Genomic DNA, 24,313 nt, shown 5'->3' on the forward strand with positions numbered 1-24,313 from the left:
CGGGCTCCGGGGGACGTGTGCCTAGTCGAGGGGCTCGGCGGTGCCGAAGAGGTGGCGCACCGTGGAGCGGTAGTTCGCTCGGACGTGGGCGAGGGCGTGTGCGCGGGCCCGGTCCGGGTCGTCGGACGCGATGGCCTCGTACAACTCACGGTGTTCCAGGAGGAGTTGGGGCCACTCCTCGTTCTGGCGGGTGAGCCGGCGCAGTCGGCCGTCAACCGGTTCCACTGGGGCTGCCCGTGGTCGACGGGGTCGCGGCGGCGGTCAAACTCGCCGAGTCGCTGGTGTCACTGGGCCTGACGACGAGCCGGGCCGGAAGCTATGCGAAGCCAGTGCCGAAGCGGCGGGTGTGGGGTGGCGGGGAGAGGGAGCCGGGGGCGGGGGTGGTCTGGGGCTGAGGTCGGGGTCGGGTCCGCGTCCGGGTCTCGCTCGGTCGGAGGCTGGAGCCGGGGCCGGGGGTCGGGACCGGCTCCGTCGGGGTGATCTTGTCGCGACCCGGCGGCCTGGGACGGGACGGTGGAGGCGGGTGCCCGCACACTCCCGGGAAGGACCGGACGCCGAACCAGTGAACGGAGCCGCCCGTGCCCGCGCCCGCGCTCACGCCGTTGCCGAGAACGCTGCTTGTCGCTCTGCTCGTGGGGGTCTGCTGCACGGGTGCGGTCAGGGCCTCCGGCACGGGTGCCGGAGCCGTGGGGACGGCAGCCGGGGCGGGAGCCGTGGGGACGGCAACCGGAGGAGCGGGGGCCGTGGGGGCGGCGGCCGGGGCGGGAGCCGTGGGGGCGTCAACGCGAACGCGAGCCATGGGGACGGCAACCGGAGGAGCGGGAGCCGTGAGGACGGCAACCCGACCGGGAGCCGTGGGTGCGGGAGCGGGTGTGGGACCCGTAGATACGGGAGCGGGTGTGGGACCCGTAGATACGGGAGCGAGTGTGAGACCCGTAGATACGGGCGCGGGTACGGGTGTCGGTGCGCGCGGCGGTGCCCCCGGGCCCGGCACCGAGGCGGACGCCACCTTCTGGGTGGACCCCGACTCCCGCGCCGCCCGGCAGGCCGCCGAGTACCGCGCCCTCGGCCGGACCGCGGACGCCACGCTGATGGACCGCATCGCGGGACGCGCCCAGGCCGACTGGATCTCCGGCTCCGCTCCCGAAGCACTCGTCCGGGACCGTACGACCGCGGCCGCGCGGCAGGGACGTACGGCCGTCCTGGTCGCGTACTACGTCCCGAACCGCGACTGCGGGGCCTACTCCGGCGGGGGAGCGCCCACCGGCGAGGCCTATCGGACCTGGGTGGACGAGTTCGCGGCGGGCCTCGGCGACCGCGGCACCTACGTCATCGTCGAGCCGGACGCCGTCGCCCAGGTGGTGGCCGGCTGCACCCGGGTCGTGGCGAAGGAGCGGTACGCGCTGCTGGCGTACGCCGTGGACCGTTTCAAGCGACAGTCCGGCGCCCGGGTCTACCTCGACGCGGGCAACAACTCCTGGATCCCGGAGGCCTGGCGGTTGGTCGACGCCCTCAAGGACTCGGGGGCGGCCCGTGCCGACGGGGTGGCGCTCAACGTCTCCAACTTCCAGACGGATGCGGCCAGTTCGACGTACGGGAAGTGGCTGTCGAAGGACCTCGGCGGCAAGCACTTCGTCGTCGACACCAGCAGGAACGGCAACGGGCCCTACACCGGCGCCGATTCCTGGTGCAATCCGCCGGGCAGGGCCCTGGGCATCCCGCCCACGGTGCGGACGGGCGCCCCGCTGATCGACGCCTATCTGTGGATCAAGCGGCCGGGCGAGTCCGACGGAACCTGTCGGGGCGGGCCGGCCGCGGGGGAGTGGTGGCCGTCGTACGCGCTGGAGCTGGCGCGCAACGCCGCCGGTTGAACCGTGTTGGCCGCGCCTGGCGTCCGGGCCGTGCCCAGGTCCGCTTCCAGGGTGCGCTACTCCTGGGTCTCGTACTCCGGCGTTCCGCTCGGCCCGGGGACGACAGCTGTCGCCGTAATCTCCACCAGCTGTCCGGTGTACCCGAGGCAGGCCACGCCGAGCAGGGTCGACGAGTGCGGGCCGGTGCTGAGCCCGGAGGCCTCGACGACCTCCCATACGGCGGAGAGCACGCCGGGCTCGCTGCTCACGACGTACACGTCGGTCGACAGGACATGCGCCAAGTCGCTTCCGACCGCGTGCAGTTGCTGGACCAGATTGGCAAGCACCTGCTCGGTCTGCCGTACGGGGTCTCCCGCGCCGACGAGCGCGCCGCCGCCGTCGAGCGGGACGGAACCGGCGAGAAACGCCAGCTTGGTCCCGGCCTCGACGACAGAGGCGTGCGAGTAGATGGGCGGAGGGAAGAGGGCGGGGACGGTGACGCGCTGGATCACGGGGGCTCCTTGGGCTTCCGAGGTGCGCGCTGCCCAGCTCTGCGGCGGGGGCAACCCGCCGATGATGCGGGGTCGCGGCGCTGGACGCACCTGGTTTTGATCGGAGTTGGGAGCCCTGGGTGCCGGTGTCCCGTTCCTGCGTGCTTGCGTGCCTGCGTTCAGTCGAAGCGTGCCCCGCTGACGATCCGCCGCTCGCCTCGGGTACGGAACCCGACGAAAACGACTCGACACCACCGGCGTCCCACCGCATTCTCGCCCCCATGAGCAACCCCATGAGCGACCCCGTGAGCAACCCCATGAGCAAGGAGGCCCGGGTGACCATGAACGACGAGACGTTTCTCGACCATCTCGCCGACCGCCTCGCCGCGCTCCCCGGTGTCCGTGCGGTGGCCCTCGGCGGCTCGCGGGCGCAGGGGACTCACTCGCCGGACAGTGACTGGGATCTGGCCGTCTATTACCGGCGGAACTTCGACCCCGACGACCTGCGGGCCGTCGGCTGGGAGGGCGAGGTCTCCGAACTCGGCGGCTGGGGCGGGGGCGTCTTCAACGGCGGCGCCTGGCTGACCGTCCAGGGGCGCCGCGTCGACGTCCACTACCGCGATCTCGACGTCGTCGAGCACGAGTGGGCGGAAGCGGAGGAGGGACGCTTCCGGGTGGAGCCCCTGCTCTTCCATCTCGCCGGAATCCCCAGCTACTTGGTCGTCGCCGAGCTGGCCGTCAACCGCGTCCTGCGCGGCGAACTGTCCCGCCCGGCCCGCTACCCGGAGAAGCTGCGCGGCTCCGCCGCCGAACGCTGGCGCGGCACGGCCGGCATCACCCTCACCTACGCGCGCGCCAACCATGTCCCGGCCGCCCGTCTGACCGAGGTGGCGGGTGCCCTCGCCACCGCGGCCATGCAGACCGGGCACGCCGTACTGGCGGCACGCGGTGAGTGGGTGACGAACGAGAAGCGGTTGCTGGAGGGGGCGGGACTGAGGGGTGTGGACGACCTCGTGGCCGGCCTGGAGCAGGATCCGGCATCGCTCGCTTCCGCGCTCGACGATGCCGAGGCGCTTTTCCGCGCGGCAGTGGGGGCGGCGCGGGCCGAGGCGGACGGGCGACTTCGACGGACCTGACAAGGGTCGGGGCGACGACTGAACACAACGAGCTGCACCTGGGGGGCTGCGGCCCCTCACGCAGCAGAACCCGCAGATGAACAAGGAGCGCGCTGTGGAACGTCGACTTCTGTTGGCCGTGCCGGCCGTCTTCATCCATCAGCCGACCGGGAAGGGCAAGGAGTCCTCCTCGATCGGCAAGTCCGCTTCCTGACAGCACGGAAGCATCGTCCCCGCGCCGTGGTCAGGGTGTGTCCGCCGGTGCGGGGAGGCGGAGTTCGGCCCATACGGTCTTGCCGGGGGCGGCCGGGCGCGTGGCGACACCCCAGTCGTCGGCGAGGGCGTCGACGAGGAGGAGGCCACGCCCGGACTCCCCGTCCGGGTGCGGCGCTCCCGGTACGGGGAGTCTCTCCGCCCGCGTGTCGGTGACCTCGACCCGTAAGACACCCTCGGCCGCGGCGAGGCGGAGGTGGAAGTCGCGACCCGGGACATGGCCGTGCCGGACGGCGTTCGCGGTGAGCTCCGCCGTGATCAGGGTGACGGTCTCGTTGGCGGATGACGTGTACGGGTGGCCCCAGTCGTTCAGGCGGTGCGAGATGAGGCGGCGGGCGAGTCGTGCGCCCCGTGGGGTCGATGTGAACCGCATCGCGAACTCGTGTACGAGCGCAGTGCGTTGCGGCATATGCCTGTGTGGGGGAATTACCGGCTTCATGGGGAGAACGGTCGCGGCCCGTGCGTAGCTTTGAACAGGCGTGACGCGCCGACCGGCGTCGGTTGTACGTGGCCGGCGTGCGCTTGTACGCGCGGTGAGGCGTGACCGGGCTCTCGCGCGGCGCGTTGGTCGCGGGAGCGGTTGTGGTGGGCCCTGGCGGGATGTTCGGTGCGGTACATACGGGAGGTGGCCGGCGTGGTGGAGCAGCGGGCGGAGCGGGAGTACGAGTCCGGGACCGGGATCCTGCACGTGTTCGGGCGCCAGCTGAAGCTGTGCCGTGAACGGGCGGGACTCGACCGGGCGGAACTCGGAGCGCGGACGGGGTACTCGGCGTCGACGATCGCCTCCTTCGAGCAGGGGAGGCGCATCGCACCGCCCAAATTCATCGACGGCGCCGATGAAGTGCTCGATGCGGGCGGAATGTTGAGGGTGGGGAAGGAGGAGGTGGCTCGGGCGCAGTATCCGCCGTTCTTTCGGGATGCGGCGCGGTTGGAGGCCGAGGCGGTTGAGCTCTGCGCGTATGACACCCATGTGGTGAAGGGGCTTCTGCAGACGGAGGAGTACACCCGGGCCCTGCTCGGCATGCGCAGGCCGATCTTGGACGAGGACACCATCGAGCGGCGGGTACTAGCGCGTCTCGCCCGGCAGGAGATCTTCAGCAGGCGGCCCGCTCCGCTCCTGAGTTTCGTCATGGAGGAGTCGCTTCTACGACGCTGTCTGGGCGGGCGTGAGGTGCGGCGAGGGCAGCTTGAGCAAATCCTGCTTATCGGGCAGAAGCGGAACGTCGAGATTCAGGTCATGCCTCTCGATGTTGAGGACAATGCCGGCGTCGATGGGCCATTCACGGTGCTGACTCAGCAGAGTGCAGATCAGGTCGGTTACATGGAGGCCCAGGGGCGGAGCACGCTGGTGACTGATCGAGAAGAGGTCCGCGCCCTTGCGGCACGCTATGGGATCATCCGAGCGCAGGCTCTCACTCCGAGTGAGTCTCTGGCCTTCATCGAGAAGTTGCTGGGAGAGGTATGAACGTCGAAGCGACAACCGGTTCCATCCCTGAACTGACTTGGGTCAAGAGCAGTTACAGCGGCGCTGAGGGCGGTGACTGCGTCGAGATCGCGGCCAGCCCCGGCACGGTCCACGTCCGCGACTCGAAGGACACGGCCCGCCCCTCGCTGAGCGTGAGGTCCGGAACCTGGACCGCGTTCATCGAATTCGCGGCGCTCTGACACCGCCGGAGCCCTCTTCGGGTCAGCATCCGAAGAGGGCTCTGCGTACGTCGCCATCCCGGCCGGAGGCCGATCCGCGGCCCGGCGGCGATCGCGCGTCCAGGCGAGCCCGGAAGCGGGCATCGGCGTACCCCGGCGAATAACCCGTCGAGAAACCGAAGTTGACGCTGATAGCGTTCGTGACGTGGCGAAACTCAATCAGATCATCGCAGTCGAGAAGGGCATCAAGTCCAAGTCTCATCAGGACCTGACGGCAGCTCACCATGGGCTGCAGAAGCCCGCGTTGCTGGCCGGAATCTCGCGTACGTACCAGCCGAAGGACGAGGAGGGGGAGCAGCTGCCCCCCGAGTCGACGCGGGTGCAGGTGCAGGCCGAGGACGTGTTGCGGGAGACCGCGGCGACCCTTACGCGGCTGTTCGACGTGACCGCCACCAAGGACTGGTCCAACTGCACGGCCCGCGCGGACGTGAAGGTGGACGGGCGGGTGCTCGTCGCCGAGGTGCCCGTGTCGTATCTGCTCTTCCTGGAGAAGCAGCTCACCGACCTCAACACCTTCGTGCGGAAGCTGCCCGTCCTGGACGCCTCCGAGTCCTGGGTCCAGGACCCGTCCACCGACGCGTGGAAGACCGAGCCGGTGCGGACCCTCCGTACGAAGAAGGTGCCCCGGAACCATGTGAAGGCCGAGGCCACCGAGAAGCATCCCGCCCAGGTCGAGGTGTACTACGAGGACGTACCGGTCGGGTACTGGACGACCGTGAAGTTCTCCGGAGCGCTGCCCGCGCGACGCGTGAACGAACTCCTCGGCCGGGTCGAGAAGTTGCAGCAGGCCGTCAAGTTCGCCCGCGAGGAGGCGAACGGCGTGGACGTCGTCGACCAGCGCGTCGGTGACGCCGTGTTCGGCTATCTCTTCGGATAACAACCGCTGCCCCTTGGGGTAGCCTCATCAACTCCCCGGCCGATTATCACGGCCGGGGTGCGCGAGGAGCGCAAGCTGAAACTGAAGCTTGTCGTGATGAGCGGTTCCAGTGGAGGTTCGAGTCCTCCCCGCGGCACTTACGTTCTTGCCGCGGTAGCCCAACTGGAAGAGGCAGACCGCGTCAATCTCAGACTCTTGCTCCAGACTCAGCATTCGCCGCCGATCGCCGGATCGACCGGGCCCAGACCCCGGACGTCGAAATGCCGGTTCAAGTCCGGCCCGCACAGCTCGATGTGCGGTGGTCCAAAGGCAGGACGCGGCGACATGATGACTGATCTGGGTCCTCAAGCGTGCCGGCGTGCCACATGGGCGGCATCACAGGGCCCGGGGGCCGGCTACGCCCTCGGGCCCGCTCCGCGTTTGCGTTGATCGCGCCGGCGTTCGTCGCGGTGGCCATCATCGTGATTGCGTTCATAAAGAACGCGGCAATCCCGCCAAGTGTCATCTCGCGGAAATACGTACGTCCCCTTCCCTCCAGCAACGCGATCTACGGTGGAACCACCGCTCGGCCGATGTCGCCCGAAGGCCCCCGCCCTCGTCCGACTGGAGTTCCGTGCCCCTCGCCGCTCGCCCCCCGGCCGTCGCCGTACCGCCCTGGCTCGCCCATGCCCTGAGGGCCCAGCGGGGTCCGGTGCCCTGGAGCGCCGTCGTCCGGGGTGGACTGGCCGCCGGGCCCCTGCTGCTCGTCGCGGTCCTCGCCGGGCGGCCCTCCGTAGGCGTCGTCGCCGCGCTCGGCGCCATGCTCGCCGGGATCAACGACCGGCCCGGCGGCCGGCGAACCGCCGTCAAGCGGCTGGGCCTGCCCGCGCTGGCGGGCGCCTGCGGGCTGCTCGTCGGGTCGTACACCGGGGAGCACGTGGGACCCCTGGCGCTGACCGGCGTACTGACCGGGCTCGGGCTGGTCGCCGGAGCCGTCAGCGCCGTCGGTCCGGTGGCGAGCGGAGCCGGTACCCAGCTCCTCGTCGGCTCCGCGGTCGGAGCGGGGATGCCGCTGCCCGAGCCCGGATGGCAGCGTGCGCTCCTCTTCCTCGCGGGCGCCGGCTGGCTGCTCGGGCTGCGGCTCGTCCTGCCGACGCCGGGCGCCCCCTCCGGCGACTACCGGTTCGACGGGGAGCGGGACGCCGTCGCCGGCGTGTACGAGGCGGTTGCCGCGCTGCTCGACGCCGCCGGGGGACCGGACGCGACCACCCGCCGTGCCGCCCTCACCGCCGCTCTCGATCATGCGCAGGACGCGCTGTCCGGGCCCCGGCTGAGGCGGTACGCCGTCTCCGGGACCGAACGGCGGCTGCACGCGCAGTACGTCGCCGCACTGCCGCTCGCCGAGGCCGCGACCGCGCTCGCGTGGGCGGAGGATCCGCTGCCCGCGCGAACCGTGGAGGGGCCCCGGCGGCTCGCCGCGGCGGTCCGTGGCGGCCGTCACCCCGGGCCGCTGCCCGCGCCGGCCCGCTCGGCGCCCGCCCTGCGCGCGCTCGACGACGCCCTGCTGCACGCCGCCGACGCCTTCGACCGCGGGGCGGGCACGCCGCACCGAGGGACGCATACCCGACGCCGTACCGCCAGGTCCGTGCTGCGCACCGCTCTCGGCGCGGGCGGACGTGAGTACGGCCTCCGGGTCGCCCTCTCCTTCGGCGCCGCCGCGGCCGTCGCGCAGGCTCTGCACCACACCCGCTGGTACGGGCTCCACGCGCACTGGTACTGGCTGCCCGCGACCGCCGTCTTCCTGGTCAAGCCCGATCTCGGGCCGCTCGCCTCGCGCGTCCTGTGCCGGGCGGCGGGCACGGTGCTCGGCGCGGTCGTCTTCGCGGGACTCGCGCTGCTGCTGCCCCGGCCCGCCGGGCTCGTGGCGCTGGTCGCCCTCTGCGGTGCGCTGATTCCCGTCGCCACCCGGCACTTCGCCGCGCAGACCGCCGTCGTCACCGTCCTCGTCCTCGCCCTCGTCATGGTGGGCGGGGAGCCGCAGGCCTCCTGGAGCCGGATCGGCGAGACGCTGCTGGCCTGCGCGATCGTGCTGCTCGTAGGACATCTGCCGGCAATCGGACAGCGCGGGGCGACGGTACGGTCCCGGCTCACCCGTGCCGCGCAGGCGACCGACGCCTACCTCGCGCACGTCCTGGGCGACGGCACCGCGGACGACCGGACCGGCCGGTGGGCGCTGCGCCGCGAGGCCTACCGCGCCCTCGCGGAGACCCGTGCCGCGATCGACCTCGCCGCCGCCGAACTCCCGGCCCTCGCACGGCACACGGAGGGTACGGACAGGGTGGCGGCCACCCTGGAACGGCTCGTGGACACCACCACCGCGTGCGCCGTGCACCTCGACGACACCGGACGGATCGCCCCGCGCCACACCGAGCACCTCCGCGAGCTCCTCGACGAACTCGCCGAGCGCCGGGAGCGGGCGGGGCTGAGCGAGACGGCGGGGCTGACCGGGACGGCGGGGCTGAGCGAGGCGGCCGGGCCGCGGGGACTCGCCCAGACCGGCTGACGCCTACGGCCGTATCGGCCTGACGCCCACGTCCGGCGCAGGCCGACGCCCATGTCCGGCGCAGGCTGTCCCCCACGCCCCGCACAGGCTGACGCCTACGGCTGTACCCGCACCCACACCGGCGCGTGGTCCGACCCGGGAGCACCACGCCGCTGAGCGGGGTCCGGGCCGACCGAAGGCAGTCGCGGCACCCCGTCGTCGGGCAGGCCTGTGCCCGCCGCGGTGATCCGGTGGACCAGGCGGTGGCTGACCAGGATGTGGTCGATCAGCTCGCGGCGACCCGAGTTGACGCGCGAGTACCGCTGGTCGGCGGGGATGAGCGGGGCCACGTCCCACAGGCGCATCGCGTCGCCGTTGTCCGGGTGTGCGTAGCCGGAGGTGCCGATCTCGGAACCGGGCGGGCCGAGCAGAATCTGCGTGGTGGCGGCCTGCACCTCGTCGTTGAGATCGCCCAGCACCGCCACGTCGCGAGTGCGGCCCTCACCGGCCAGCAGGTCGTCGGCCAGCGCGCGCAGCGCCGTGGCCTCGGCCGCCCGCCGATACAGGGCGTAGGCGCCGTAGCGGGCCCGTTCGCCCTCGTCGCGCGGCTGGAAACGGCCGCCAGGGTACGACAGCAGCTTCGACTTCAGATGACACACCGCCACCTTCAGCACCGCGGCCCGCGTGGCGATCTCGACCGCCAGGAAGCCGCGGCCCGCCCGCGTCACGGGCGCTCCGGCGTCGTCGCCCTGCACCGGCCACAACAGCTCCGGGAAGGAGTTCGTGTCGGCGAGCACCGTCGGTACGAGACGGTGACTGAGGAAACCGACCCGGATGCCGCGGCTGTCCGCGTGCTCCGAGAGCGCGATGTGCCAGTCGCCGTCCAGCAGGCCGGCCAGGTCCTCCAGCGCGCCCGGGTCGCCGACCTCCTGGACACCCAGCAGGGTCGGGTCGAGTTCCGTGATGACGGACGCCAGGGCGGCCAGCTTCGTCTCGTACGCGGCCTTGTCCTTGGGGCCGAACGGGCTGCCGGGCCGGTACAGGTTCTCCAGGTTCCAGGTGGCGAGGAGCATGCCGGCCCCTTCCCGGGCGCAGGCGGTGATGACGCCAGGGTGCGCGCGAAACCGCCGCCGCGACAGGGCGGGGACGGGATGCACGATTCACGTCGCCCGGCGGCACGATGCCGTCGTACGTTGGCGTGGTGACTCCTTCTCCCGCCGATCTCGTCATCACCGGATGCACCGCCCTCGTGCACGACGAACATGAGGACATCGGATTCGTCGAGAACGCCTCGATCGTCGTACGGGACGGAGTCGTCGAGAGCATCCGGCCGGAGGCCGGTGACGTGCGCCTCCCGGACGCCGTCGAGCACATCGACGGGCGCGGTCAGGTCGCGATGCCCGGGCTGATCAACTGCCACACGCACGCGCCGATGGTCGCGCTGCGCGGAATCGCCGAGGACCTGCCGGCCGAGGAGTGGTTCAACGACTTCGTCTGGCCCATCGAGTCCAATCTCACCGCCAAGGACGTCGAGTTGGGCGCCCGGCTCGCCTGCGCCGAGATGATCCGCGGCGGAGTCACCTGCTTCGCGGACCACTACTTCTCCATGGACACGGTCGCCGCCGTCGTGGCGGAGTCCGGGCTGCGCGCCCACCTGGGCGAGGCCTTCTTCTCCACCCAGGGACCCGAAGGCCGGGAGAAATCTCTGGAGTTCGCACTCCGCCACCGGGGCACCGCCGACGGCCGCATCACCACCGCCCTGGCACCGCACGCGCCGTACACCGTGACCGACGACGACCTCGCCGCGACCGCCGCACTCGCCCGCGAACACGGACTGCCCGTGCACCTCCACGCCTCCGAGAGCCGCGGTCAGACCGACACCAGCCTGGCCCGGTACGGTCGTACGCCGATCGAGATCCTGGAACGCGCCGGGCTCCTCGACCTCGAAGCCGGTCTCCTCGTCGCGCACGGCACCGGCATCATCGAACGCGATCTGCCCGTACTGGAACGTGCCGCCGGCCGCGTCGCCGTCGCGACCGCACCCCGCGGGTATCTGAAATTCGCCTGGGACCCCACGCCGGTACGGGCGTTGCGCGGTGTCGGCGTCCCGGTCGGGCTCGCCACGGACGGGGCCGCATCGAACAACTCGCTCGATGTGTGGGAGTCCATGGCGCTCACCGCGCTGGTGCAGAAGTCCGCCGAGGGCGACCCGCGCTGGCTGACGTCCCGTCAAGCACTGCACCACGCGACGCTGCAGAGTGCCCGGGCGGTCGGCCTCGGCGAGAGCATCGGCAGCCTCGCCCCCGGCCGGCGGGCCGACATCGTCCTCGTGGACCTCACCGGCCCGCACACCCAGCCCGTGCACGACCTCGTGGCCACCCTCGTGCACAGCGCGCGCTCCGCCGACGTCCGCACGACCGTCGTCGACGGACGCGTACTGATGCGGGACCGCCGGCTGCTCACCATCGATCTGCCCTCGGCGGTAAGGGAGTTGGGGGACCGGCTGCCGGCGCTGATCGACCGGAGCCATGGCCGGCGGATCCAGGAGTACGACACCTGAGGCGCTCGGCGTGGCCGGCTTCGGGCGGCGTGGGCGCCCGCGTCGTGGCGGCCCTCGGCCCTCCCCGCCCGCCCGCGCTGCCGGTGACGTACCGAGGGAAGCGTTCTCCCGATGCACCGGTGACGTACGGGGGAGAAGAATGACGTACGGGGAGAAGAATTTTTCCGACGCACCGATGAGTTCCGCTCACCGTGCCGGTCCACCCCCGAGAGGGACCGCTCCCCGGGGTCCCGTCGCGTACCGGAGGAGGGGCCCATGACGCTTCCGCAGATCGTCTCGCGCGAACAGTGGCGCATCGCGCGCGAACAGCTGCTGGCCAAGGAGAAGGCCGTCACGCGCGCACGTGACGCGCTCAACGCCGAGCGGCGCGGGCTGCCGATGGTCGAGATCGACACGGAGTACGTGTTCGAGGGCGGCGACGGCAAGGCGACTCTCCTCGACCTCTTCGAGGGACGGCACCAACTCGTCGTCTACCACTTCATGTTCGCGCCCGAGTGGGACGCGGGGTGCCGAAGCTGCTCGGCGTTCCTCGACCAGATCGCTCATCTCGCCCATCTGCGGGCCCGGGGCACCGCCTTCGCCGCGGTGTCCCGTGCGCCGTTCACCAAGATCCTGCCCTTCAAGGCCCGCATGGGCTGGACCCTGCCCTGGTACTCCTCGTACGGCACCGGCTTCAACCACGACTTCCAGGTCTCCTTCGAGGGGGACGGCGACCAAGAGCCCTTCGAGCGTCCGGGCGTGAGCTGCTTCCTGCGCGACCGCGACCGGATCTTCCACACATACTCGACGTACGAGCGCGGTCTGGACGGGCTCGGCTCGACGGCCACGCTGCTGGACCTCACCGCCCTGGGACGGCAGGAGGAGTGGGAGGAGCCCGAGGGACGCGCCTCCGCCCTGGGCGCACCCGCGGGCAGCGAGCGGATCCGGTACCACGACGAATACGACGACTGACGCGACCGGCCCGGCGCATCTCGACGAATGCGACGGCCGACGCGGTCGGCGTCGCGTACCGCGACTGACGCGCCCCGCCTCGCGGATCTCGCGGGCACGGCAGGTCGGCGGCATGATCGCGGGGCGTACTCGCGCCGACACAGTGGGTACGGATCGCGAGAGATCCCTCACCCCAAGAGGGTCCGCAAGTGTCGACTACGTCTCAGTACCGTCACGTCGCGCGCCGTTCACCCCCTCCAGAGCGTTTAACTCTACGAGTACAGCGCGACATGGAGGTGCAGGGTGAACGGGCGAATGGTGCTGGAGCGCTTTCCCGCCGGTGGGCCACGCGGATCGTGGCCCGCGGAGGAGTTCGCGCAGGCGTGCCGCCTGCAGGGCCAGGCCGCCGAGGTCGTCATGGATCTCGCGACGGACGCATTTCTGGTGATCGTGCGTGGTGGGGAGCTCGTCGAGTAGGGAGCAGCGGGGCCGAGTGGGGTCAGCCCGCCTTCGGGGCGGGCACCTTCCTCGTGAACTGCTCCGCCTGCAGCGAGTACAGCTCCGCGTAGACCCCACCCGTGGCCAGCAACTCGTCCGGGGTGCCGGACTCCACGAGCCGGCCCTGTTCCAGTACGTGCACCAGATCGGCGTGGCGCACCGACGCCAGCCGGTGCGTGATGAGGACGACCGTCTGGCCGGTGCCGGCCAGGGCCCGGATCTTCTCGAAGACCTCCAGCTCGGCCCGGGCGTCGAGCGCCGCCGTCGGCTCGTCCACGATCAGGATCCGCCCGCGCCGGTAGGCCGCCCGCGCGATCCCGAGCCGCTGCCACTGGCCGCCCGACAGCTCGTGCCCGCCGCTGAAGCCGCGGCCCAGGAGCGTGTCGAGGCCGCGCGGCAGATCCTCCACGACGTCCTCCGCCCCGGCCTCGGCGACCGACGAGGCGAGCCGCTCATCGGTGAGCGGCGCCGAGGCCCGTCCCACCGCGACATTGACCCGGGCCGTGAACGGCCACCGTTTGAAGTCCTGCGCCACCATGGCGATCCGCTCGGCGAGTTGACGCCGGTCCGCGTGCGCCGCGTCCACCTCGTCCCACAGGATGCGGCCCCCGTCGGGCGCGTACAGCCCGGCCAGCAGTTTGACCAGGGTCGTCTTCCCCGAACCGTTCTCGCCGACGAGCGCCACGATCCGGCCCAGGGGCAGAGTGAGCGTCACGTCGTCCAGCGCGGGCCGGGCCGAGGCACCCGGATAGGTGAACGTGACGTTCTCGAAGCGGATTTCACGGGGCTCCGCGGGGAGCGGATCGCCGCCCTCGGGAACCGTGCGCCGCGCCGCCTCGACGAACAGGCGTTGCAGGTCGCCCACGAACAGGGCTTCCTCGTGCAGGGAGTTGACCGCCAGGACGAGGGTGTCGAGGCTCGCGGAGCCCGTGCGGATCGCGATCACCGCCGTACCGGCCACGGAGAGCGCCATCGCGCCGCCGAGCAGCAACCCGCCGAGTGTCGCGTACGTCGCCACGGTGGCGAGCCCCGTCCAGGCCGCCGCGATCAACCCCGTCCGCGCGGTCAGCCTGGCCAGCCGTGCCTGTTCCACCTCCGCCGTCTTCGACATCGAACGGAAGTGGCGCAGCAGGAACGGCCCCACGCCGTGCACCCGGATCTCCGGTGCCGCGGCGGGCTCGGTGAGCAGACCGCTGATCAGCCGGCCTGCCCGCGCGTGCTGCACCCAGGCGTGGAACGACTCGTACCGGCGCCGCGCGTTGGTCAGGGCGCTCCAGGCACTCGGCAGCGTCATCGTCACCAGGAGCGGCAGCAGCGCGGGATGCAGCACCGTCAGCACGCCCGCCGCCGCGATCAGGGAGATCATCGCGTTCACGACCTGGGTGGCGACCGAGATCATCCGCCGGGCCGAGGTGGCGCCGTACTGCGCGGTGTCCAGCAGCTTGTGGAAGGCGTCGTCCTCGATCGCGGCCAGCTCCACGCCCGCCGCCCGCTCCAGATACAGCTCCGTCGCCACCCGCTCCACCTTCGGCTCCAGACGGCCGGTGGCGTACGTCGACGTGGCCCGCAGCAGCGCGGCGAGCAGTGTCACGGCGGCGACCGTGGCCAGCGCCGGGACGGCTCCGCGCAGCCGGTCCTCCACCGGGCCGCTCGCCATCACCCGCCCCAGCACGCTGTTGACCGCCAGCAGGCTCACCGCCTGGGCCGCGCCGCGGCCGACCTCGGCGGCCAGTACGGTCCGCGCCGCGCCCCGGTCCGCCTGCCAGGCCAGCCGGAAACTGGACGCGAGCAGGGACGGCAGCCTGGTCACCATGGCGCGGAAGTTGAGCTCCAGGAACGCTTCGGAGTGCTGGGACCAGCCCGTGTCGTAGCGCAACGGGCCGCCGAAGAGCAGGAGTTCCGAGTCGGACGGCGCCGGGTCGGTGCCGCTTTTCTTTCTCACCGTTGGCCTCCCCGAGAGTGCACGCACGGTGCCCTCCCCAGGAATGGCGTCTTCCACCCGTGGTGGCAAGGGAGTTCGGGTACGGTCGGCGCACTCCTGGCCCCGGAGTGCGCGCCGGTGACGGTCAACGTCCGTCCGGCGCCCGTGGACGCGCCCCCGGCCGGGGGCCGCTGTGACTCAGGCGCTGATGTGGCGGGACCAGGCCGGTGGTATGCCCATGATCCGGCAGACGGCCAGGTAGAGAGGGATCGGCGGGGTGTACGGAATCGTGCCGTCCGGTTTGTGGATGAGCCCGGGAACGCAGGGTGTCTCCGGCAGGACCGCACCAATGGCGTAGTGGGCGGGCGCCGGCCATTCGAGGGCGACATCCGAGTCGGAGGGGACGATCCACCACCAGTACGCAGGGTCGGCGTACACACAGCCCACGCGTGGCAGCCGGGGCAGCAGCAGCGGGCCGAAGCGGGCGGGCACCGCCACCGCGTCGCAGCCCAGCGGCACCGTCATGCCCTCGGGTATGGGGAGACGTCTCGGTGCCTCGGACGGACGCTGCCCGCGCTTCACACGGACCAGCGTGTCCAAGGACAGCACCGGGGCCGGCCCGGTCGACATCGCCCTCACACCCATTCGGCCCCCGTCCCCAGGAAAGCCTGCGCCCCGGACCCCCGGCCGTCGGCCGGCGGCTTCTTCGCGCTCCACCCCAGATCGGATCGCGGTTCGGTGTCCGGGCCCCGGCCCCCCGAGCGGGCCGGGGCACCGGTGTGCTGCCGGATCCCCAGCTCCGGCGGGTACAGCTCGGGCGTGTACGTGTGTGGCAGGCCGGTGTCGGCCTGTGATTCGTCCGTCGTGCGGGGCAGCTCCGCCCAGACGAGCAGTCCCGGCCCGGTGTCCTGGGCACCCCAGGCCCGGCAGACGGCCGCGATGAGGAGCAATCCCCTCCCGTGCTCCTCATCGGGCCGCTGCGGCGAAACGTGCGGCTCACCCGGCGCGCACCCCTCGTCACGGACCGCTATCCGCACCAGCTCGTCACCGTCGTGGAGCTCGCAGACGACGCTGCGGCTCGCGGTGTGCACGATCGCGTTGGTCACCAGCTCGGAGACGACCAGAGCCGCCGTGTCGCAGGTGTCCTCGCAGACCGCCCAGTGCGACAGCCGGGCATGGGTCAGGCGGCGGGCCTGTCTCACGGAGCCCGGGTGGGCGGCCAGCTCGAAGCGGAACCGGCGCTCTGCGGCTGCCTCGGGGCGCACCCCTGTGGCGGCACGGAGACCGAACCGGTCTGCGGCGGCGTCTGTTCCTAACGGCGCGGACGGAGTCACGCTTGCCACTATCGCCCCGGCGTGAACACTTGGCAAGTGTCACTCTGAAAATTGCAGAGTGCCGTGTGCCTTCCGGAGGGCCGTGGCACACTGCTCGCAACAGCACGCAGAGCGGCGCCAGTTGGGATCCGCGAAAAGGACACCCAACGGCGCCGCCCGGGCTGTCAGGACTCAGTGGAGGTGGGACGTGAGCGAACCGCGGTCCGCGCCGACGGTCGGCCAGGTCGTCCTCGGCCGGCGCCTCCTGGACCTGCGGGAACGTGCGGGTCTCAAGCGTGAGGAGGCCGCACGGGTCCTGCGGGTCGCCCCCGCCACCGTCCGCCGTATGGAGATGGCCGAGGTCTCCCTCAAAATTCCGTACCTCCAGCTCCTCCTGAAGTCGTACGGCGTCTCCGACGAAGAGGCCGAGGCCTTCGTGCTGTTGGCCGAGGAGGCCAACAAACCCGGCTGGTGGCAGCGGTTCCACGACATCCTGCCCGGCTGGTTCTCGATGTACGTCAGCCTGGAGGGCGCGGCCAGCCTGATCCGCTCGTACGAACCCCACTTCGTGCCCGGCCTGTTGCAGACGGAGGATTACGCGCGTGGCGTCCTGAAGTCGGGCGCCATCGGCCAGACCAGACCCGACGACATCGAGCGCCATGTCGCGCTGCGCATGCAACGCCAGGATCTGCTCATCCGCGAGGACGCGCCCCGGCTGTGGGCCGTGATGGACGAAACGGCCCTGCGCCGTCCCGTCGGCAGCCCCGACGTCATGCGCGGCCAGATCGACAGGCTGCTTCAGGCCACGAAGCTGCCCAACGTGACGCTGCAGGTCGCCCCGTTCGCCGCGGGGCCGCATCCCGGCACGTACGGGCCCTTCGTGCTGTTCCGCTTCGCCATGCCGGAACTGCCGGACATGGTCTACAGCGAGTACCTGACCGGGGCTGTCTACCTGGACGCGCGCGCCGAGGTGGCCACCCATCTCGAGGTCATGGACCGCATGGCGGCCCAGGCCGCTACGGCACATCGCACGAAGGAGATTCTCCGGGATCTCCGCAAGGAGCTGTGAATGGAACGCATCGGGCCGCGGATACGCAATGTGCGCATCTACAACGGCATGCCCGCCCGGGAACTCGGCAGTGAGGGCTGGCGCAAACCGTGGAGCGGCGGCAACGGCGGCAACTGCCTGGAGGCGATGAAGCTCGACGACGGCCGGATCGCTGTCCGGCAGTCGGCCGATCCCGATGGACCGGCCCTGATCTACACCGCCGGTGAGATCACCGCGTTCATCCAGGGCGCGAAGGCGGGAGACGCGGATTTCCTGCTGTCCTGAGGGCCGCGGTGCCGCGGGACTGCCGTCCTGAGGGCCCGATGTCCTGAGGGCCCGATGTCCCGAGGGGCCGCCGGATGTCTTGAACCACTCGGTCCCGAGCGCGGGGCTCTCTTCTTTTCCCTCCCGACTTCCTAGCCTGGGTGCTGACGTGATCATCTGCCGACCCGCGGACCTACGGAGATCGCCATGAGCGGGCAGCCCCCCATCGAGATCGACACGAGCAGACCGCATCCCGCGCGGATGTACGACTGGTTCCTCGGCGACAAGGACAACTACCCGGTCGACGAGGAGATGGGTCGGCAACTCCTCGCGCTCGACCCGCGGGTGCCGGTGATGGCGCAGGTCAACCGGGCCTTCATGCACCGGGCCACCCGCTGGCTGGCGATCAACGGCGTACGGCAGTTCCTGGACGTCGGCACCGGCATACCGACCGAACCCAATCTGCACCAGATCGCCCAGCAGGTCGCGCCCGACGCACGCGTGGTCTACTGCGACAACGACCCCATCGTGCTGGCCCACGCCGAGGCACTGCTGCGCAGCACACCCGACGGGGTCACCGAATACCTTCAGGCCGATGTGCGGGACCCGGCCAGAATTCTCGAACAGGCCGCGAAGATCCTGGACTTCAGCCGGCCGGTGGCCCTCTCCCTCGTCGCGCTGCTGCATTTCGTCGCCGACGAGGACGGCGCGTACGAACTCGTGGAGCGCTTTCTCGCCGAACTCCCCTCCGGCAGCTACCTGATGCTCTCCCACGCCTCGGGCGACTTCGACACGGAGAAGGCGGCGACGGCCACCGAGATGTACCGCAGGCGTGGGCTGACCATGGCGCTGCGCGGCCGCGCGGAGATCGCGCGGTTCTTCGACGGACTCGAACTCGTCGAGCCCGGCGTCGCGTTGGTCGCCGACTGGAAACCGGAGCTCGGCGAGGTGATCCGGGTCCAGGGCGACGAGCCGGTGCCGGGGTACGCGGCGGTGGGGCGCAAGGGGTAGGGGTTGTCCGAGGGCACCCGTTGTCGGAGGGCACCCCGCTCACCCCGGCGGCAGCACCCCGCACAACGCGTCCAGCGCCGCCCCGTACGCGTGCTCCGCGGGTGTCGCGTACCCCACGACGAGGCCGTCCGGCGCGGACATCGTCGCCGCCGGATGGCGGAACTCGGCGAGGCCGTCCAGGGCGACCTCCTGCCAGACGGCAGCCTTGACCACGGACTGTTCGGTGCCCGGCGGCAGGCGCAGTACCGCGTGCAGCCCGGCGGCGATCCCGGTGACCTCGACGTGCGGCGCGTGCGTGGCGAGCGCGGCGACGAGCCGGTCGCGCCGCACCCGGTACCGCTGCCGCATACGCCGCACATGGCGGTCGTACGACCCGGAGACGATGAAGTCCGCGAGCGTCAGCTGGTCCGGCACGCTCGCCCATGCCTCGCGCTCGCCCTTGGCCGCGAGGACCCCGTCGACATACCGCTCCGGAACGACCATCCACCCCAGCCGCAGCGCCGGTGACAGGCTCTTGCTGACGGACCCGATGTGGATGACCCGCTCCGGGTCGAGCCCCTGCACGGCGCCGACGGGCTTGCGGTCGTAACGGAACTCCCCGTCGTAGTCGTCCTCCAGGATGACCCCGCCCCGCGCGCGTGCCCAGTCGACCGCGGCCGCGCGCCGCGAGGGGTGCAGCGGACCGCCGGTGGGGAACTGGTGCGCGGGCGTGAGCAGGACGGCCCGCTCCCGGCCCAACTCGCCGACCAGAGCGCCGTCTTCGTCCAGGGGCAGCGGCACGGTCCGTACGGCGGCGGTGGCCAGCAGCTCGCGATGGAAGCCGAGGCCGTACGACTCGACGGCCAGCGGCCCGCGCAGCACCCCGCCGGTACCCGCGAACAGCAGCCGCAGCGCGTGCGCGAAGCCCGAGCAGATCACGATCCGTTCCGGCTCGGTACGCACTCCTCGCGCGCGTGCCAGATATTCGGTGAGCGCGCGGCGCAGCTCGATCCGGCCGGCCGGATCGCCCGGCCCGAAGGCCTCGTTGGGTGCCTGCTGGAGCGCCCGCCGGTACGAGGCGAGCCAGGCGGCGCGCGGGAACGACGACGCGTCCGGAGTCCCCTGCCGCAGATCGTGCCGCGGTCCACGCGCGCGTGGCGGCGCCTTCGTCGGCACGCGCGCGTGTGCCCCCAACGGCTCGGCACGCTCCGCGACCCGGGTGCCCGAGCCCTGCCGGGCGGTGAGCCAGCCCTCGGCGACGAGTTCGGCGTACGTGTCGGCGACCGTGTTGCGGGCGACCCCGAGGTCCGCGGCGAGTGAGCGGTACGGCGGCAGCCGCGTTCCCGGCGCGAGCCGCCCCGAGCGCACGGCCTCCCGCAGCGCGCGGATCAGCGCCGCCCGGCGGGGACCCGCGCCGGCCATCTCCAAGTGCAGATCGGCACCGATCCGCTCCGCCGAATTGACCCATGAATCAGCCATGAAATTGCACCCTACAGGGGGTCTATCCGGCCCGTAGATTCATGGGCATGACGACGAACACGATGCACACGACGGCGAACACGATGCACACGACGGCGAACCGGACGACGGGGAGCGAGATGCCGGCGAGCGTGACGGCGGGGGGTTCGACGGGCCACGCTGGTGCCGCTCCCCTGGGGGTGGGCGCGCCGGTGACTCCCAGGCTCGACTTCGCGAAGGCCGCGCCCAAGGCCTTCCGCGCGCTCATCGGCTTCGACGCGGCGGCGCGCGAGGGACTGGACCCGGCCCTCGTCGAGCTGATCCAGATCCGCGCCTCGCACCTCAACCACTGCGCGTACTGCCTTCACATGCACACCAACGACGCGCGCAAGGCGGGCGAGAGCGAGGACCGGCTGCACATGGTCGCGGTGTGGCGCGAGGCCCGGCACTTCTTCACGCCGAAGGAGCAGGCCGCGCTCGCCCTCACGGAGGCCGTCACCCTGGTCGCCGGCGGTGGCGTCCCGCACGACGTCTACGCGGAGGCCGCCGCCCGGTTCGACGAACAGGAACTGGCCCACGTCCTCGCCCTGATCTTCACGATCAACACCTGGAACCGGGTCGCCCTGTCGACGGCCAAGGTGGCGGGCACGGACACCCGCGCCTGACGCCGGGGGAGGGCGGGTGCGCGAACGGGCTCGCCCAAGGAACTCGGACCGCGGTCACCGGGGAGGCGGCCCGGACAGCCCTGGCCCCGCGTCACCGCGTCACGCGGTCCGTCCTGGCGCTACGCCGTCATCGGGCGGTCGTACGGCCCGATCGGCGCGGGCAACTGCGAGGCGCCGCCGGTCAGATGGCGGTCGACCGCCGACGCCACCGCGCGGCCCTCGGCGATGGCCCAGACGATGAGGGACTGGCCGCGCGCGGCGTCGCCGGCCACGAAGACTCCGGGGGCGCTGGTGGCGAAATCCGCGTTGCGGGTGATCGTGCCGCGGGAGTCGAGGGTGACCCCGAGCTGCTCGAGCAGACCGTCGTGCCGGTCGGGGCCCGAGAAGCCGAGGGCGAGCAGCACGAGGTCGGCGGGAAGACTCCGCCCGGAATCGGGGACCGGGCGGCGCCCCGCGTCCACCTCGACCAGGTGCAGCGCGCGCACATGTCCCGCCGCGTCCCCGGTGAAGCGGAGCGTGGACGCCGCGAACAGCCGGGCGTCCGCGTCCGCGGCGGGCGCCGTCTCCAGCTCCCCGGCCTCCTCGTGCGCCGCCGAGAGCCGGTAGATCTTCGGATACGTCGGCCACGGCTCGAGATCCTCGTCGCGCTCCGCCGCCGGCTGCGCGTAGATGTCCAGCTGCGTCACGGACGCGGCCCCCTCACGCACGGCCGTGCCCAGACAGTCCGCGCCCGTGTCACCGCCGCCGATGATCACCACATGCTTGCCGGCCGCGGACAGCGGCGAGACCTCCAGATCCCCTTCGCACACCCGGTCGGCGAGCGGGAGATACTCCATCGCCTGATGGATTCCGTCCAACTCCCGTCCTGGTACGGCAAGTTCACGCCAGGCCGTGGCGCCGACGGCGAGGATGACGGCGTCGTAGCGCGCCCGCAGCTCCGCGGCACCGACATCCCGTCCGACCGCCACCGACGTACGGAACTTGGTGCCCTCCGCCTGCATCTGCCCGAGCCGCCGGTCCAGATGCCGCTTCTCCATCTTGAAGGCCGGGATGCCGTACCGCAGCAGGCCGCCGATCCGGTCGGCCCGCTCGTACACGGCGACGGTGTGCCCGGCCCGCGTCAACTGCTGGGCCGCGGCCAGCCCGCTGGGCCCCGAGCCGATCACGGCGACCGTCCGCCCGGAGAGCCGGTCCGGCGGACGCGGTGGCGTGAAACCGTCCTCCCAGGCCCGGTCGGCGATGGCCACCTCGACGTTCTTGATGGTGACCGCGGGCTGGTTGATGGCGAGCACGCATCCCGCCTCGCAGGGCGCCGGGCACAACCGCCCGGTGAATTCGGGGAAATTGTTCGTCGCGTGGAGCCGGTCACTCGCCGCCCGCCAGTCGTCCCGTGAGACGAGGTCGTTCCACTCCGGGATCAGATTGCCCAGCGGGCAGGCCTCGTGGCAGAAGGGGACCCCGCAGTCCATGCAGCGGTCGGCCTGCCTGCTGATGATCGGCAGCAGTGCCCCGGGGACGTACACCTCGTCCCAGTCCCGCACCCGTTCCTCGACGGGCCGGCGGGGCCATTCTTCGCGCGGAGTGGTGAGGAAACCCTTGGGATCGGCCATGGCCGTCTCCCTTGCGTACGCGTACGGGGTCGAATGCTCTTTCGGCCACGATACGGCCTCGCCCTTCCGCGCGCCGCTCGGCTTCCGCCGCCCGGTTCGCCCTGCTCGGACCGGATGCTCGCGGCCTTGGTCCGCCGGTCCACTGGTCCGCCGGTCCGCCGGTCCGCCGGTCCGCCGGCCCGCCGGTGCGGTCCGGGTGCCGGGTTCCGGGCTCCGGGCTCCGGGCTCCGGTTCTGCGGTGTGGTGCCGCGGCGGGTACCGGTCTTGCCGTGCGGCGCCGGGTCGGGTGCTGGTTCTGGGGTGCGCTTCCTGCGGCGGGTACCGGTCTTGCCGTGCGGCGCCGTGCCGGGTTCCGGTTCGGCGGCGCGCCCCCGCGGCGAGTCCGGTCTTGCGGTGCGGTCCTGACGCCGGGTGCCGGTTCTGCGTTGCGGTCTCGCTCCGGGGGCTCAGTCCTCCCGTGCATCCCGGAGGGCCGGGCTCAGGTGAGCGCGAGTATGTACGAGACCGTCGCTGCGGCCGACGAGACCGTGCGGACGTGGTTCCACATCGACCACTCGCCCACGTACGTGCTCCAGTACGCGGTGGCCTCCGGGGCACCCGGATCCATCGTGGCGAGCTTGTCGTTGCGCGGGACGTTCGCGGCGGCCGTCACCCCGAACGTGCCGAAGAGATACAGCGCGCTGCCCAGCAGCAGCTCCACCGTGCCGTCGTCCGGCCACAGCACGAACGTCACCACCGCCAGCACCGCGCACAGCACGGCCGTACCGACGAACACGGCCATGAAGGCCGGGGTCAGCGCCGCCACGTTGATCGCCTGCATCGCCGCGACGCCCTGCGCCGGCGGCAGCGCGGCGATCCCCTTCATGACGAACGTCGAGAAGCCGCAGAAGACGCCGGCCACCAGCCCGGTACCGAGCACGCCCAGCACCGTCAGCACGAAGTACGGCCCACCGATCATGTCCACTCCCCGTCCGCCCGAATTCCAAGATCCTGCACGGCCCCCGACCGTCACCTCAAGTCAATACCCGCACGATCACCGCGACCATGGCCGAACTGCGCAGACGCATACACGAGCGTCTCTCCCCGTGCCTGCGCCGGGCGCCCGCCCGACGGGACCTCGACGCCCCGGTCACCCCGTCTCCCCCCTCTCACCCCGTCGCCTGACCGGCGCGCCATCCGCTCAGCGTCGCCTCCGTCGCGGCCGCGATCCGGCGCCGGGCCTCGTGCCGCGGCACGCCACTCATCAGCAGCTGGTCGTACGGGGTCTCCGTATGCCGTACGGACGCCCGGACCGCCGAGGTCACCGCTGCCTCGGACAGGGCACGGCCGGCCGCGCTGCGTCCGACCCGCCCGCTCCCGCGCACCGAGGCATGCGCGGCGATCGTGTTCGCCCGACCGGCCGGGCACCCGGGAAACAGCCGCTGGATCTCCTCGGCGAACACCTCCGTGAAGCGCACGTCCTCCGCCGCCCGCCGCCGCGCGTCCCGCGTCCGGCGCCGCCGCCGGGCCTCCGCGTCCGCCAGGCACCGCACCTCGGCCAGGGCGAGCGCCGACTCCTCGACCAGGACGCCCTGCCGCTCGTACCGCGCCCGTCGCCGGTTGAACCGCACCACCACCGCCGACAGCGCGCTCGCCTCCCGCGACCTCCGCGTCAGCGCGGTGTCCCCCCGCGGCAGGAAGACCAGGTGCCCGAGGTCCGCACAGTCCAGACACCGCGGTGTCCCCTCCTCCAGTACCAACAGCGCGAGCGGCCCGCTCCGGCACTCGGCACAGTGCCGCTTCTTGAGCGGCTGGACGACGAGAAGCCCGGTGCGGGACGGGGGAGTTACGATCCGTGCCATACGCGGTTCATTCCCCGGCCGCCCCCGGAAGCACGTCACCGACGCGTGTCGTTGCCGTAGTTCACCAGTTCACGCGCGCCCCTGGACCGGCCTCCGTGAGCCCCCGCGAACGTCCCCCGGGGTCGCGGAACCGAACACCGAGATTCCCGTACGCAGAGCCTCCTCACGAGCCACCGTCTCCCGGGCCGGGCGGGCTTGAGCACTGACGCCCGTGTGCGTCGAGCCTCCTCACGAGCCAACGTCTCCGGGGGCGGAGGGCCTGAGTACTGACACCCGCCTAACGTCGAGCCTCCTCACGAACCACCGTCTCCGGGGGCGGAGGGCCTGAGTACTGACACCCGCCTAACGTCGAGCCTCCTCACGAGCCAGCGTCTCCGGGGGCGG

The 24,313-nt window shown here is 71.8% G+C and carries 23 protein-coding genes and 2 pseudogenes; 14 read left to right on the forward strand and 11 right to left on the reverse strand.

Features of this window, described 5'->3' with window-relative positions; all coding sequences use genetic code 11:
- Positions 1-21: 21 nt before the first annotated feature.
- A pseudogene (locus tag ACFWM2_RS18390) lies at positions 22-225 on the reverse strand (FCD domain-containing protein); the annotation flags it as partial.
- Here ACFWM2_RS18390 and ACFWM2_RS18395 point away from each other — a divergent pair.
- Both ACFWM2_RS18395 and ACFWM2_RS18400 read left to right on the forward strand, forming a co-directional pair.
- Positions 225-395, forward strand: a pseudogene (locus ACFWM2_RS18395) (Asp/Glu/hydantoin racemase); the annotation flags it as partial. The pseudogenes ACFWM2_RS18390 and ACFWM2_RS18395 sit on opposite strands and share 1 nt — an antisense overlap.
- 531 nt (positions 396-926) lie before the next feature.
- A complete protein-coding gene (locus tag ACFWM2_RS18400) occupies positions 927-1,871 on the forward strand; it encodes a glycoside hydrolase family 6 protein (RefSeq protein ID WP_383280383.1) in 945 nt (314 codons plus the stop codon).
- Between the two features lie 56 nt (positions 1,872-1,927).
- Here ACFWM2_RS18400 and ACFWM2_RS18405 read toward each other — a convergent pair whose 3' ends face one another.
- Positions 1,928-2,362, reverse strand: coding sequence for a RidA family protein (locus ACFWM2_RS18405; protein ID WP_383280386.1), 435 nt, complete (start codon positions 2,360-2,362; stop codon positions 1,928-1,930).
- Between the two features lie 296 nt (positions 2,363-2,658).
- On the opposite strand from ACFWM2_RS18405, the gene ACFWM2_RS18410 reads away from it, so the two are divergent.
- Positions 2,659-3,477 carry a nucleotidyltransferase family protein gene (locus tag ACFWM2_RS18410; protein WP_383281089.1) on the forward strand — a complete coding sequence of 273 codons (819 nt, stop codon included), beginning with the start codon at positions 2,659-2,661 and terminating at the stop codon, positions 3,475-3,477.
- Positions 3,478-3,700: 223 nt separating this feature from the next.
- Here the strand turns inward: ACFWM2_RS18410 and ACFWM2_RS18415 are convergent, their stop codons facing one another.
- Positions 3,701-4,102: an ATP-binding protein gene (locus tag ACFWM2_RS18415; RefSeq protein ID WP_383280389.1), complete on the reverse strand. Its 402-nt coding sequence runs from the start codon at positions 4,100-4,102 to the stop codon at positions 3,701-3,703.
- Positions 4,103-4,363: 261 nt separating this feature from the next.
- Here ACFWM2_RS18415 and ACFWM2_RS18420 point away from each other — a divergent pair, with 261 nt between their 5' ends.
- From ACFWM2_RS18420 to ACFWM2_RS18435, 4 genes are all read left to right on the forward strand, one after another.
- Complete coding sequence (locus ACFWM2_RS18420; RefSeq protein WP_383281092.1) at positions 4,364-5,194, forward strand: helix-turn-helix domain-containing protein; 831 nt, start codon at positions 4,364-4,366, stop codon at positions 5,192-5,194.
- Positions 5,191-5,394, forward strand: a complete 204-nt coding sequence (locus tag ACFWM2_RS18425; protein ID WP_383280391.1) for a DUF397 domain-containing protein — start codon at positions 5,191-5,193, stop codon at positions 5,392-5,394. The genes ACFWM2_RS18420 and ACFWM2_RS18425 overlap by 4 nt, the downstream gene beginning before the upstream one ends.
- Before the next feature lie 184 nt (positions 5,395-5,578).
- Positions 5,579-6,310, forward strand: coding sequence for a hypothetical protein (locus ACFWM2_RS18430; RefSeq protein ID WP_383280394.1), 732 nt, complete (start codon positions 5,579-5,581; stop codon positions 6,308-6,310).
- A 613-nt stretch (positions 6,311-6,923) separates the two neighbouring features.
- A complete protein-coding gene (locus tag ACFWM2_RS18435; protein ID WP_383280397.1) occupies positions 6,924-8,852 on the forward strand; it encodes an FUSC family protein in 1,929 nt (642 codons plus the stop codon).
- 95 nt (positions 8,853-8,947) lie between these two features.
- Here the strand turns inward: ACFWM2_RS18435 and ACFWM2_RS18440 are convergent, their stop codons facing one another.
- Positions 8,948-9,904 (reverse strand): endonuclease/exonuclease/phosphatase family protein, encoded by a 957-nt coding sequence (locus tag ACFWM2_RS18440; RefSeq protein WP_383280399.1) that lies wholly within the window; start codon positions 9,902-9,904, stop codon positions 8,948-8,950.
- 128 nt (positions 9,905-10,032) lie between these two features.
- Here ACFWM2_RS18440 and ACFWM2_RS18445 point away from each other — a divergent pair, with 128 nt between their 5' ends.
- From ACFWM2_RS18445 to ACFWM2_RS18455, 3 genes are all read left to right on the forward strand, one after another.
- Positions 10,033-11,391 carry an amidohydrolase gene (locus ACFWM2_RS18445; protein ID WP_383280402.1) on the forward strand — a complete coding sequence of 453 codons (1,359 nt, stop codon included), beginning with the start codon at positions 10,033-10,035 and terminating at the stop codon, positions 11,389-11,391.
- Positions 11,392-11,646: 255 nt separating this feature from the next.
- Entirely contained in the window at positions 11,647-12,342 is a 696-nt protein-coding gene (locus tag ACFWM2_RS18450) for a DUF899 domain-containing protein (RefSeq protein ID WP_383280404.1), read from the forward strand.
- A 282-nt stretch (positions 12,343-12,624) separates the two neighbouring features.
- The gene (locus ACFWM2_RS18455) at positions 12,625-12,798 is read left to right on the forward strand and encodes a hypothetical protein (protein ID WP_383280407.1); all 174 of its coding nucleotides are present in this window, start codon (positions 12,625-12,627) and stop codon (positions 12,796-12,798) included.
- A gap of 22 nt (positions 12,799-12,820) precedes the next feature.
- On the opposite strand, the gene ACFWM2_RS18460 is transcribed toward ACFWM2_RS18455, so the two are convergent.
- The 3 genes from ACFWM2_RS18460 to ACFWM2_RS18470 form a co-directional block, all read right to left on the reverse strand.
- Positions 12,821-14,632 (reverse strand): ABC transporter ATP-binding protein, encoded by a 1,812-nt coding sequence (locus ACFWM2_RS18460; RefSeq protein ID WP_383281095.1) that lies wholly within the window; start codon positions 14,630-14,632, stop codon positions 12,821-12,823.
- 306 nt (positions 14,633-14,938) lie between these two features.
- A complete protein-coding gene (locus ACFWM2_RS18465) occupies positions 14,939-15,385 on the reverse strand; it encodes a hypothetical protein (RefSeq protein WP_383280410.1) in 447 nt (148 codons plus the stop codon).
- Positions 15,376-16,083 carry an ATP-binding protein gene (locus ACFWM2_RS18470; RefSeq protein WP_383280413.1) on the reverse strand — a complete coding sequence of 236 codons (708 nt, stop codon included), beginning with the start codon at positions 16,081-16,083 and terminating at the stop codon, positions 15,376-15,378. Before ACFWM2_RS18470 ends, ACFWM2_RS18465 begins: the two co-directional genes overlap by 10 nt.
- 178 nt (positions 16,084-16,261) lie before the next feature.
- Between ACFWM2_RS18470 and ACFWM2_RS18475 the strand changes: the two genes are divergently transcribed.
- The 3 genes from ACFWM2_RS18475 (at position 16,262) to ACFWM2_RS18485 (ending at position 18,376) form a co-directional block, all read left to right on the forward strand.
- Positions 16,262-17,122 carry a helix-turn-helix transcriptional regulator gene (locus ACFWM2_RS18475; protein WP_383280416.1) on the forward strand — a complete coding sequence of 287 codons (861 nt, stop codon included), beginning with the start codon at positions 16,262-16,264 and terminating at the stop codon, positions 17,120-17,122.
- Entirely contained in the window at positions 17,123-17,386 is a 264-nt protein-coding gene (locus ACFWM2_RS18480; protein ID WP_383280419.1) for a DUF397 domain-containing protein, read from the forward strand.
- Between the two features lie 186 nt (positions 17,387-17,572).
- Complete coding sequence (locus ACFWM2_RS18485; protein ID WP_383280421.1) at positions 17,573-18,376, forward strand: SAM-dependent methyltransferase; 804 nt, start codon at positions 17,573-17,575, stop codon at positions 18,374-18,376.
- Between the two features lie 39 nt (positions 18,377-18,415).
- Here the strand turns inward: ACFWM2_RS18485 and ACFWM2_RS18490 are convergent, their stop codons facing one another.
- Complete coding sequence (locus tag ACFWM2_RS18490; RefSeq protein ID WP_383280424.1) at positions 18,416-19,834, reverse strand: PLP-dependent aminotransferase family protein; 1,419 nt, start codon at positions 19,832-19,834, stop codon at positions 18,416-18,418.
- Positions 19,835-19,875: 41 nt separating this feature from the next.
- On the opposite strand from ACFWM2_RS18490, the gene ACFWM2_RS18495 reads away from it, so the two are divergent.
- Positions 19,876-20,478, forward strand: coding sequence for a carboxymuconolactone decarboxylase family protein (locus ACFWM2_RS18495; protein ID WP_383280427.1), 603 nt, complete (start codon positions 19,876-19,878; stop codon positions 20,476-20,478).
- Positions 20,479-20,597: 119 nt separating this feature from the next.
- On the opposite strand, the gene ACFWM2_RS18500 is transcribed toward ACFWM2_RS18495, so the two are convergent.
- The 3 genes from ACFWM2_RS18500 to ACFWM2_RS18510 form a co-directional block, all read right to left on the reverse strand.
- Complete coding sequence (locus ACFWM2_RS18500) at positions 20,598-22,088, reverse strand: glutamate synthase subunit beta (RefSeq protein WP_383280428.1); 1,491 nt, start codon at positions 22,086-22,088, stop codon at positions 20,598-20,600.
- A gap of 478 nt (positions 22,089-22,566) precedes the next feature.
- Entirely contained in the window at positions 22,567-23,046 is a 480-nt protein-coding gene (locus ACFWM2_RS18505) for a DUF1772 domain-containing protein (protein ID WP_383280430.1), read from the reverse strand.
- Positions 23,047-23,236: 190 nt separating this feature from the next.
- Positions 23,237-23,929 carry a DUF2293 domain-containing protein gene (locus ACFWM2_RS18510; RefSeq protein ID WP_383280433.1) on the reverse strand — a complete coding sequence of 231 codons (693 nt, stop codon included), beginning with the start codon at positions 23,927-23,929 and terminating at the stop codon, positions 23,237-23,239.
- Positions 23,930-24,313: the final 384 nt, after the last annotated feature.

The organism is Streptomyces sp. NPDC058371, from assembly GCF_042723265.1.
Lineage (GTDB): Bacteria > Actinomycetota > Actinomycetes > Streptomycetales > Streptomycetaceae > Streptomyces.

Excerpts from the sequence above, each read along its gene's own strand:
- ACFWM2_RS18450 (WP_383280404.1), top strand. The coding sequence starts at position 11,647 with ATGACGCTTCCGCAGATCGTCTCGCGCGAACAGTGGCGCATCGCGCGC.
- ACFWM2_RS18505 (WP_383280430.1), bottom strand. The coding sequence starts at position 23,046 with ATGATCGGTGGGCCGTACTTCGTGCTGACGGTGCTGGGCGTGCTCGGT.
- ACFWM2_RS18510 (WP_383280433.1), bottom strand. The coding sequence starts at position 23,929 with ATGGCACGGATCGTAACTCCCCCGTCCCGCACCGGGCTTCTCGTCGTC.
- ACFWM2_RS18490 (WP_383280424.1), bottom strand. The coding sequence starts at position 19,834 with ATGGCTGATTCATGGGTCAATTCGGCGGAGCGGATCGGTGCCGATCTG.
- ACFWM2_RS18480 (WP_383280419.1), top strand. The coding sequence starts at position 17,123 with ATGGAACGCATCGGGCCGCGGATACGCAATGTGCGCATCTACAACGGC.
- ACFWM2_RS18410 (WP_383281089.1), top strand. The coding sequence starts at position 2,659 with ATGAGCAAGGAGGCCCGGGTGACCATGAACGACGAGACGTTTCTCGAC.
- ACFWM2_RS18485 (WP_383280421.1), top strand. The coding sequence starts at position 17,573 with ATGAGCGGGCAGCCCCCCATCGAGATCGACACGAGCAGACCGCATCCC.
- ACFWM2_RS18500 (WP_383280428.1), bottom strand. The coding sequence starts at position 22,088 with ATGGCCGATCCCAAGGGTTTCCTCACCACTCCGCGCGAAGAATGGCCC.
- ACFWM2_RS18425 (WP_383280391.1), top strand. The coding sequence starts at position 5,191 with ATGAACGTCGAAGCGACAACCGGTTCCATCCCTGAACTGACTTGGGTC.
- ACFWM2_RS18460 (WP_383281095.1), bottom strand. The coding sequence starts at position 14,632 with ATGGTGACCAGGCTGCCGTCCCTGCTCGCGTCCAGTTTCCGGCTGGCC.
- ACFWM2_RS18465 (WP_383280410.1), bottom strand. The coding sequence starts at position 15,385 with ATGGGTGTGAGGGCGATGTCGACCGGGCCGGCCCCGGTGCTGTCCTTG.
- ACFWM2_RS18415 (WP_383280389.1), bottom strand. The coding sequence starts at position 4,102 with ATGCGGTTCACATCGACCCCACGGGGCGCACGACTCGCCCGCCGCCTC.
- ACFWM2_RS18495 (WP_383280427.1), top strand. The coding sequence starts at position 19,876 with ATGGGCATGACGACGAACACGATGCACACGACGGCGAACACGATGCAC.
- ACFWM2_RS18440 (WP_383280399.1), bottom strand. The coding sequence starts at position 9,904 with ATGCTCCTCGCCACCTGGAACCTGGAGAACCTGTACCGGCCCGGCAGC.